This is a genomic window from Paracoccus lichenicola (assembly GCF_009708075.1).
GTDB classification, from domain to species: Bacteria; Pseudomonadota; Alphaproteobacteria; order Rhodobacterales; family Rhodobacteraceae; genus Paracoccus; species Paracoccus lichenicola.
Genome location: NZ_WMBT01000020.1, coordinates 23,275 through 29,707, shown reverse-complemented (window position 1 = coordinate 29,707; position 6,433 = coordinate 23,275). Strand labels below are relative to the sequence as shown.

At 62.2% G+C, this 6,433-nt stretch carries 6 protein-coding genes; all 6 read left to right on the top strand.

What is annotated here, in order from left to right; all coding sequences use genetic code 11:
• Positions 1-691 (top strand): ABC transporter permease (locus tag GIY56_RS16780; protein WP_230312599.1); only part of this gene is annotated, 691 nt, incomplete at its 5' end.
• Positions 692-729: 38 nt separating this feature from the next.
• Positions 730-1,866 carry a Gfo/Idh/MocA family protein gene (locus tag GIY56_RS16775; RefSeq protein ID WP_154766018.1) on the top strand — a complete coding sequence of 379 codons (1,137 nt, stop codon included), beginning with the start codon at positions 730-732 and terminating at the stop codon, positions 1,864-1,866.
• 638 nt (positions 1,867-2,504) lie between these two features.
• Positions 2,505-3,530 carry a sugar ABC transporter substrate-binding protein gene (locus tag GIY56_RS16770; RefSeq protein WP_154766017.1) on the top strand — a complete coding sequence of 342 codons (1,026 nt, stop codon included), beginning with the start codon at positions 2,505-2,507 and terminating at the stop codon, positions 3,528-3,530.
• Positions 3,531-3,633: 103 nt separating this feature from the next.
• On the top strand, positions 3,634-4,590 hold the full coding sequence (locus tag GIY56_RS16765) for an ABC transporter permease (protein WP_154766016.1): 957 nt from the start codon (positions 3,634-3,636) through the stop codon (positions 4,588-4,590).
• Positions 4,591-4,607: 17 nt separating this feature from the next.
• Positions 4,608-5,384 (top strand): ATP-binding cassette domain-containing protein, encoded by a 777-nt coding sequence (locus GIY56_RS16760; RefSeq protein WP_154766015.1) that lies wholly within the window; start codon positions 4,608-4,610, stop codon positions 5,382-5,384.
• A complete protein-coding gene (locus tag GIY56_RS16755; protein ID WP_154766014.1) occupies positions 5,384-6,358 on the top strand; it encodes an ABC transporter permease in 975 nt (324 codons plus the stop codon). The genes GIY56_RS16760 and GIY56_RS16755 overlap by 1 nt, the downstream gene beginning before the upstream one ends.
• Positions 6,359-6,433 lie beyond the last annotated feature (75 nt).

Here is a 6,433-nt window from a genome sequence, read left to right as displayed (position 1 = left end):
TCCGCGACGGCCTCCGCCAACTTCAAGCCGCCGCCTGATCAAGCGTCACCAACTTTTGCCCATATCTCCGTTTCTGCGCTTCCCGGCCTTTGTCCACACCTTCGGCATGCTTCTGATGTTGCGGGCCATTGCCATGCTGATCACAGGTGGCGCTTCGGTAGGACGGCTGCCGATCGAAGTCCTGAAACTGGGCCGGGGCGGCATGTTGGGCCTGCCGAACCTGCTGTGGTTCGGTCTTGCCGCCCTGGCTTTCTCGATATGGTTGCTGAGATGCACTCGCCTTGGACGTGAAATGTTCCTGCTCGGCGCGAACGAAAGGGCCGCCGTTTTCAACGGGTTGCGCGTGACCTGGACAAAGTTCGCCGCCTACCTTCTTTGCGGCACCTTTGCCGGCCTGGCAGGCGTTGCCGTGGTTCTCCGGCTGGGTTCGGGCGGTCCGGTCCTTGGTGACAATACTCTGCTAATGGCCATTGCCGCTGTGGTGTTGGGCGGCACCTCGATCACCGGCGGTGAAGGCAGCGCCATGAAGACGGCCAGCGGGGTCGCGGTCATCGTGCTTTTGGACAAGGGGCTGAACATGCTGGGGCTGAGCTTCTACGATCAGGCTATCGTGCTTGGCATCGTCATCGTGTCGGGCAGCGCGTTCAGCGCCTGGCTTTACAACCGCCTTTACATGGGCCGTCGCGGCTGACCGACCCCTTGCATGGCAAGAATTTCGAAGGAAACATCATGAGATTGGCGAATTGGCCACGCGCACGGCTGCGACTTGGCATGGTGGGAGGAGGGCTTGGCGGAAACATCGGTGCCGCCCACCGCACCGCCGCCCTGATGGACGGACGCTGGGACTTGGTGGCGGGGGCCCTGTCCCGCGATCCACGGCGCGGCGCCGAAAGTGCGCGCGCCTGGCAGATCGCTCCGGACCGGAGCTATCCCAATGCAGCCGAGATGGCAGAAGCCGAAGCCGGGCGGAATGATGGAATTCAGGCCGTAGCGATCTGCACGCCGAATGCCGATCACCATCCGTCGGCCATGGCCTTCTTGAAGGCGGGAATTCATGTCATCTGCGACAAGCCGCTGACCACCTCGGTCGCCCTTGCAGAAGAATTGGTCAGGACAGCAAAAGATCAGGGTCTGATCTTTGCCGTGACGCATACGTATTCCGGCTATCCGATGGTGCGTGCGGCACGTCGCATGATCGCGGCAGGCCAGATCGGCGAGGTCCGGAGCGTATCGGTGGAATATCTGTCGCAATACCATACCGCCGGAAGCGAAGGCTGGCAGAATGACCCTGCTCGGAATGGTCCCTTGGGGGCGGTAGCAGGCACCGGCACTCATGCGCATCATCTGGCAGAGTTCATCACGGGCCGACGGGTGACAGAATTGTCTGCGGATCTTGCATCCCTTGGTCCCGGCAACCGGCTGGATGACCATGCCACCATGCATCTGCGCTTTGACAATGGCGCGCGAGGATGCCTGTGGAACAGCACCATCGCGCCAGGTAACCAGAATGGTCTGTCCATCCGTGTCCATGGCTCGACAGGCGGCCTGTCCTGGCACCAGGAGCGTCCGGAGGAGCTGGCCTATACCCCCTTTGGTGGCGCCACTCGGTTGCTTTACCGCAACGGCGCCGAAGTGGCGGCGGGTGCTTTCGAACTCTCGCGTGTGCCGGCGGGCCATCCCGAGGGCTATCTGGAGGCTTTCGCCAACCTATACAGCGAAATCGCTGAAGCCGTGACGGCCCGGCTCGACGGCAGCGCGGATCCCGAGGTCGCGTTTCCGACTGTCGAGGATGGCCTACGAGGTGTGCGCTTCATGTTTGCTGCGCTGAGTTCTGCGCGCAATGAGTCGCGTTTCGAAAATCTGTAACCGGATCATCGCGCAGTGCCAAGCACGCAGGTCGAACGTTCAGCCGTTCTTGGATTCTTGCACCCTTTGCCGATAGGTTCCTCTTCTTGGGGCAAAGCAGCGTCAAGCCTTTCATAAGACCATATCCTCCAATTCGGATATCAATCGCGCGCTTGATGCATCCGCAGCGTGGATCCTCATGATCGATCACGCGCGAACGTGCGTTTCTCCAGGCACGCTCGACTGGATCGAGAAAGGAAATACGCATCGCCAACTTCCGGAAATGCTTGGGTTTGCATGAGGTATCCTCCTTTAAATCCGATTTCCGTGCTGTTTTCGGAACGGAGGACGCTCCGTGGAGGGATCATCGAAGACAGGAAAGTCTTCGCCGCGTAATGCCGCGCTGTCCTGGGGATCCGACAGCGACGTCACAACCGGGGCGATGGTCCAGTTCGATCAGTCGGTCGGGACGGTCGCCATCAGCCCGAACGTCTGTCCCGGGGGCTTATCGAGGCACGCCGATCCTGCAACGGTCCCGGGCGGCAAAAACGTTGACTGAAACCAAATCCTGCAATAATATTTGCTAGACGGTTTTCGGTGCATGGTTTGTTGCGAACATAGCCAAGCCGTTTTCGTTAAACTCTGTGGAGGAGAGAGACATGAAATTTTTTGCCAATTTGACGGCAGTGCTGCTTGGTGCGACGGCAATCTCGGGTGCGGCGCTTGCCCAGGACGAACCGTCCTATCGTTTCGTGATGGTGTCCCATATCGGATCCAACGATCCGAACATGAACTGGCTGACCCGCTCGATGGAGGAGTTCGAAAAGAAGTATCCGAACGTCACCACCGAATACATCTCGACCAACAACTATTCGGTGCAGGAACACGTGCGCCTGCTGGAACAGGCCATCGCCACCCGCCCCGACGGGATCGCGGTGCCGATCGTCAGCTCGGACGCCTTCGAAGGTCCGCTGCGCAAGGCAATCGAGCAGGGCATTCCGGTCGTGGCCTTCAACATTCCCGACAGCCGTGAAGGCGATGCGCGCATTCCCTACATCACCTATGTCGGCGGGGACGAATACCTGACCGGCAAGAAGCTGGGCGAATACGCCCTCGCGCAGGCCGAGGCGGGCGAGATTCCGATGCCGACCGGCGTCGTCTGCGCCAGCCATGATTCGGCCCACCAGGGCCTGAAGGCCCGCTGCCAGGGCATGAAGGACGTGATGGAGCCCGCGGGCGCGAAGTTCAACGAGCTGTTCATCGGCGCGGAACCCGCAACGGCGCGCAACACGCTGCAATCCTTCCTGCAAGCCAACCCCGACACGAACTATATCTTCACGGTGGCGGGCTGGTCCTCGCCCTGGGCCTGGGGCGTGGCCGACGAAATGGGCCTCAGCCCGGACGTGGACAACGAGGGCATGACCATCCTGACCGTGGACGAAGGCCCCGTGTCCATCGAAGGGGTGCGCGCCAAGCACGTGCTGGCCACCAACAGCCAGGGCTTCTGGTTGCAGGGCTTTGCGCCGATGGAGTGGCTGTATTGGAACAAGCGCTTCGGCTATGCGCCGCAAAGCGACATCCTGACCGGTCCCATCGTCATCAACGCCGACAATGCCGACCAGTGGGCCGACCAGGTCCGCGCCGTCTTCGGCGATGCGGCCTACGACGAACAGAACACCTGGTAAGATCCCCCTTCGGGAAGGGACGGCCGCATCCGGCATGGGGCCGTCCCCGCTTCGAGACGCGACAACGGCGCGTTTGTGCAACCAAGGACACAGGATCGTCACCATGAACACTCTTGCGCGAAGCCAAAGCTTCGGCGCGCTGATCGGCGTTGCCGTGATGCTGGCCGTCTTTACCGCCATCGACTTTTCCGGCTGGTGGACAAGGGCGACGATCGCCAACGTCATCCACTTCGCCGCCATCCTGGGCTTTCTGGCCATGGGCCAGGCCCTGGTCATCATGACAAGGGAAATCGACCTTTCGGTGGGTTCGGTCTATGGCCTGACCGGCGTGGCCTTCATCACGCTGACCCCTGACCTGGGGGTGACGGGCGCGGTGATCGTGGCGTTGCTGATCGCCCTGGCGGTCGGTTTCCTGCAAGGCATCGCGGTGGTCAAGGGCCAGCTTCCGTCGATGATCGTGACCCTGGGCGGGCTGTTCACGGCGCGGGGCATCATCTATGTCTGGACCGGCGGATCGGTTCACAACTTCTCGGAAGACGCCCGCGCCGACTGGATGACCCGCCTGCTGGGCGGCGAGCTGTTCGGCATCGAGGCCGCGATCCTCTGGCTGCTGGTCATCGGCGTCGTCCTGAACCTGATGCTGTGGGCCACGCCCTTCGGCAACCGCCTTCTGGCGACCGGCGGCAGCGAGGACAGCGCCGAATCGCGCGGCGTGCTGACGGACCGCGTCAAGATCATCACCTTCATGCTGTGTTCGGTGCTTGCGGGCTTCGCGGGGATCCTGACCCTGGCCGACCGTCCGCAAACCCATGTCACCCTGGGCGAGTTGCTGGAGCTGGAGGCCATCGCGGCGGCGGTCATCGGCGGCTGCCTTCTGACCGGCGGGCGCGGTTCGCTGATCGGCGCCGTTCTGGGCGGCTTCATCGTCACCAGTTTCCGATACGAGCTGATCGCACTTGGCGCGCCCTCGTCATGGTTCATCACATTCGTCGGCATCGTCCTGATCGTGGCGGTGATCTTCAACCAGAAACTCGCCCGCCGTCTTGGGCACAGCGTTTGATGCGGAAGGAACAGCAGATGCCTGACAAGACACCCCTGATCCAGGTCAAGAACCTGGATCTGTATTTCGGGGCCTTCCACGCGCTCAAGAACGTTTCGGTCGATTTCCATTCGGGGGAACTGGTGGGACTGGTGGGCGACAATGGCGCCGGCAAGACCACCCTGATCCGGGTGCTGTGCGGCATCCACAAGCCGACATCGGGCGAAGTCTGGTTCGACGGCCGGCAGGTCAAGGAATTCCACCCCAAGCTGGCCATCGACAACGGCATCGAGACGATCCAGCAATCCGTCGGCCTGTGCGACAACCTGTCGATCGCGCGCAACTTCTATCTGGGGCGCGAACCGGTCAGGCGGATCATGGGCATCCCGTTCCTGGACATGGGCAAGATGCGCGACCTGTCCACCAAGGTGATCCGGGAATTCGGCCTGCGCGACAACGTGTCCGCCGACGACGAGGTGGAACGCCTGTCGGGCGGCGAACGCCAATCCGTCAAGATCGGCCGCGCGGTGGAATTCAAGAACCGCGTCGTCATCATGGACGAACCCACCAACCACCTGTCGGTGCGCGAACGCGAACATGTCAACGAACTGGCCTTGCAGTTGAAGGAACAAGGGCTGCTGGTGATCTACATCACCCACGACATCTTTCAGGTCCACAAGCTGGCCAACCGCATCGTCATCATGGAAAACGGCGAAAAGATCGAGGACGCCTTGACCAGTTCCATGACCGCCGACCAGTTGGAGGAAGTCATCCGCCAGGGTGGCCGCAAGGTCGAAAAGCGGGAGGCGGTGTGATGGCCCTTGCGGCACTGAAACCTCTTGTCCGCCGCCATGCCGAGATCGGGATCTTCCTGATCGCGGCATTGCTGGTCCTCTGGTTCTCGGCCAGTTCGGATGGCCGCTGGGCGAACTTCTACAACCTCGCCTCGGTCTTGCAGGTGACGGCGACCCTTGGGCTGATGTCGCTTGGCGTGGCCCTGGTCATCGGCACCGGAGAGATCGACATCTCGGTCGGCTCGACCTTCGGGATGGGGGCATTGGTCTATCTGTGGCTGGCGCTGCGGGTGGACCCGGCCCTGGCGATGCTGGCGGCGGTGGCGGTGGGGGCAGCGATCGGCGCGTTCAACGGGCTGCTGATCACGCGCACGGGCACGCCGTCGCTGATCATCACCCTGGGCAGCCTGATGATCTTTCGCGGCATCGCCATCGCCCTGACCGAGGGGTTTTCCTTTTCGATCCCCTATGGCGACCGATCCGGCGCGACCTATTGGGCCTTGGGCGGGGGCGATCTGCTGGGGATCAACACCGCGCTGGTCTGGCTGGTCGTCATCCTGGTCGTGCTGACCGTGACCTTGAAGATGACGCCCTTCGGCAACCGCCTGCTTGCGGTCGGAGGCTCGGCGTCCAGTGCCCATTCGCGGGGCGTCCGGGTCGATCGCATCAAGTTGGCGGCCTTTGTCCTGTCTGGCGTCCTGGCAGCCTTTTCCGGCACGCTCGAGGCAGGCAAGCTGGGCTTTGCCGACGGGTCGATGGGACGGCTGATGGAATTGCAGGCCATCGCGTCCTGTGTGCTGGGCGGCTGCCTGCTGGCCGGGGGGCGGATTTCGCTGATCGGCGCCCTGGTGGGGGCGTTCGTCCTGTCCTCGATCCAGTCCTATCTGGTGGTGATGGGGGTCAAGCCGCAATGGTTCATGCTGCTTCTGGGCATCATCGTCGTCGCCGCCGCCTATGGCGACCGCCGTTTGCGCAATTGGTCAGTGACGCGCTGATCCTTTGAGACCGGTGAGCGAAATCTGGAGACCCGCTTCCTGAAGACCATCAAGGGGTTTGCCATTTCCTGGGCG

Bases quoted from the DNA above. Each gene is read 5' to 3' on its own strand.
- GIY56_RS16765 (WP_154766016.1), top strand. From the start codon at position 3,634: ATGAACACTCTTGCGCGAAGCCAAAGCTTCGGCGCGCTGATCGGCGTT.
- GIY56_RS16770 (WP_154766017.1), top strand. From the start codon at position 2,505: ATGAAATTTTTTGCCAATTTGACGGCAGTGCTGCTTGGTGCGACGGCA.
- GIY56_RS16760 (WP_154766015.1), top strand. From the start codon at position 4,608: ATGCCTGACAAGACACCCCTGATCCAGGTCAAGAACCTGGATCTGTAT.
- GIY56_RS16755 (WP_154766014.1), top strand. From the start codon at position 5,384: ATGGCCCTTGCGGCACTGAAACCTCTTGTCCGCCGCCATGCCGAGATC.
- GIY56_RS16775 (WP_154766018.1), top strand. From the start codon at position 730: ATGAGATTGGCGAATTGGCCACGCGCACGGCTGCGACTTGGCATGGTG.